This is a genomic window from Actinomycetospora sp., assembly GCF_055612215.1.
The window spans coordinates 1-2,668 of record NZ_JBVPVA010000804.1; the positions used below are offsets into that span (position 1 = coordinate 1).

The 2,668-nt window shown below is 77.3% G+C and carries 4 protein-coding genes; 3 read left to right on the forward strand and 1 reads right to left on the reverse strand.

Annotation, left to right across the window (positions count from 1 at the left end):
• The coding region (locus AC0CYZ_RS22000; protein ID WP_472219251.1) for a universal stress protein at positions 1 to 373 on the reverse strand (373 nt) is incomplete at its 3' end.
• 197 nt (positions 374 to 570) lie between these two features.
• Between AC0CYZ_RS22000 and AC0CYZ_RS22005 the strand changes: the two genes are divergently transcribed.
• The 3 genes from AC0CYZ_RS22005 to AC0CYZ_RS22015 form a co-directional block, all read left to right on the forward strand.
• On the forward strand, positions 571 to 1,251 hold the full coding sequence (locus AC0CYZ_RS22005; RefSeq protein WP_472219253.1) for a hypothetical protein: 681 nt from the start codon (positions 571 to 573) through the stop codon (positions 1,249 to 1,251).
• A 173-nt stretch (positions 1,252 to 1,424) separates the two neighbouring features.
• Complete coding sequence (locus tag AC0CYZ_RS22010; protein ID WP_472219255.1) at positions 1,425 to 1,976, forward strand: hypothetical protein; 552 nt, start codon at positions 1,425 to 1,427, stop codon at positions 1,974 to 1,976.
• A 92-nt stretch (positions 1,977 to 2,068) separates the two neighbouring features.
• On the forward strand, positions 2,069 to 2,668 hold a 600-nt coding region (locus AC0CYZ_RS22015), incomplete at its 3' end, for an arsenate reductase/protein-tyrosine-phosphatase family protein (RefSeq protein ID WP_472219257.1).

Sequence of the window (2,668 nt, forward strand, 5' to 3'; positions counted from 1 at the left end):
CGACGACGAGGTCGGCCCGGTAGAGCTCGGACTTCTCGATGATCGCGTCGGTCGGGTCACCGTGGACGGCGACGGTGTCGACGTTCTTGAGGCCGGTCCGCATCGCCTCGTCGCGAGCCGCGCGGAGCGTGTCCTCGGCGGGGCTCGCGCCGATGATCTTGTAGGCCTCGTCGCCGAGCGCGCGCTCCGCCTCGGCCTGGCTGCGGTCGGTGGAGGCGTCCCGCGTCTCGTAGGCACAGATGATCATGAGTCGGGCGCCGGAGTCGGCGGCGACCTCGGCGGCGCGCACGACCGCCTTCCGGGCCGAGGACGAGCCGTCGGTCCCGACGGTCACGGTCTTGTAGTCGCCCACGATGTCCACCTTCCGTTCCACGCCGTCCCCACGCGGCCGACACGGCACCTTGCCAGACCCACCCGGGGCGCCGCGGACGACACCCCGGAGGTGTCGCCCACCTCCACCGGCGTGCTGCACATCACGACTGGGTAACGATGCGGCGCCAAGGTGGCCACGAGGTAACGACGGCCTCACGACCGCGCGATCCCAGGAGAGGTTCGGGGAGAGGCGGGGACATGGACGTTCTGGACGCGGTCGTGACCGACGGGGCCCGCGGCTCGCGGCGCGGGCGGGCGGTGGTCGCCGGCCTCGGGGTCGTCGCCGTCCTGGCGATCGCGACGGCGCTGCTCGTCGCCCTGCTCGGCGGCACGGCCCGGGCCCAGACCACCGACCCGGGACCGCAGCCCTACGGCGGCCAGCTCGAGAAGGTCGACGAGACCGACCGGGTCACCAGCGAGCAGGTCCTCGAGGTCGGGATGCTCGCGCTCGGGACGCTCAACGGCGTGGCCTTCGTGGTCGCGATGGTCGCGAGCCGTCTGCGGGGGCCCTCGACCGCGCAGACCCGGCGCGCGCTCATCGCCCGCACCGGCGCCGGGGTCGTCTCCGAGTCCCGCCGCGCGCGGCGTCAGCGCCTGCAGGGCCGTGGCACCGGACCGGTGCCCTCGCCGGCGGCGCCGGGCCCCGGCGCCCCGATGGCGGCCGCCGGCGACGGGCCGGCCGGGGGTCCGAGCGCGCAGGCCCCCCGCACGCCGCCGCCCGGCGCCGTCCCCGTCCAGGGCGGACCCGCACCTCGCGAGGGCCTGGTCCCGGCCGGACGCGCCCCGCACGGCCCGTCGGGCCCGGCGCAGGGACGCCCGGCCCCGGTGTCGCCGCCGAGCGGGGTGCCTGCGCCCGTCCACCCCCCGGCGCGCCGGTGACCACGCGTCGAACCCGCCGGTAGGGGTGCGTCCGGAGCAGCGCGTTGCGCCGCGGCGGGACCACTGGGGCGGAAGGGGCGCACTAGCCTGACCGGGAACGGGCGTCCGGCCGGGCGGAGGTCCCGCCGGCGCGCCGAACGCCCGCGCACCGAGTCGTCGACGAGGAGAGTGCCGTGACCGGCATCGTGGCCACCACCCACGACCCCGAGGGCGGGTCCGCCGCGCCCGCCGCGCTGGCGGAGCGCCTCCGCGAGGCGCGGGCCCGACTCGACCCGCCGACGGTGACCGTGCCCGCGCCCCGCAGTGCCGACGGCGTGGTGACCTCCGGGTCGGACACCGGCGCGGACGCGCCCGACGAGGACCTGGTCGCGGCCGTGGACGACCTCGCCCGGGAGCTCGAGGCCGTGGAGGCGGACGGGGCGGACGACGCCCACCGGCTGCTGTGCCGCATCGCGGGCCGGGTCGGCGACGCGGTGCCCGAGGCCGGGTGGTCGGCCGACGAGGGGCTCGACGTCGAACTGCTGCGGGCCGCCTCGGAGGCCGCGCGCGGCCTGCACGAGCGGGCCGCCGCCCTGCTCGAGCGCCTCGACGCCGAGCACCGGAACGGGTCGGCCGTGGTGGTCGACTCGGTGGCCACGACGCTGCGGGTCGTCGGGGTCGTGGCGGACCTCGAGGTGATGGAGCGCGCCCGTCGGGACCCCGAGGCGGGCCCCACGGCCTCCTGACACCGGGCGTCGGCCCCGTCGCCGACGCCCACGACCCCACCTCTCGGGTACTCGGACTCGCTCCCGGCGCACTGAGCTGGGACGATCGGGGGATGAGCGCGGTCGCGGGCGGGTCTCCGGAGGTCTTCCGGCTCCTGTACGTGTGCACCGGGAACATCTGCCGCTCGCCGTTCGCGCAGTTCCACACCCGCTTCCTGCTCGGGGCGCGGCTCGGTCCGTGGGCGCACTCCTTCGCGGTGCACAGTGCGGGGGTGTCGGCCGTCCGCGGACACGGGATGCACGAGGACACGAGGTTCCTGCTCGCGAGCCGGCGTGACCACCCCGACGTCGCCGCGTTCGCCGCCCGCCAGCTGCCCGACCGGGACGTCCTGCTGGCCGACCTGGTGCTCACCATGACCCGCGAGCACCGGTCGACCGTCCTCGGCGACGTGCCCCGGGCCCTGCCCACGACGTTCACGCTGCGCGAGTTCGCGCGGCTCCTGCGCTCGGCCGACCGCGCGGAGCTCGCCGCGCTGCCCCGCTCGCCCGTCGACCGCGCCCGGGCGCTGGTCACGCTCGCCCGCAACACCCGCGGCACCGTCCCCGCGGTGCCGGCCGAGGACGACGCGGTGCCCGACCCGGTCTCCGGTGGCCCCGAGGCGCACGCGGAGGCGGCCCGGGTGATCGACGAGTCGGTGCGGACGTTCCTGGAC

Bases quoted from the DNA above. Each gene is read 5' to 3' on its own strand.
- AC0CYZ_RS22005 (WP_472219253.1), top strand. From the start codon at position 571: ATGGACGTTCTGGACGCGGTCGTGACCGACGGGGCCCGCGGCTCGCGG.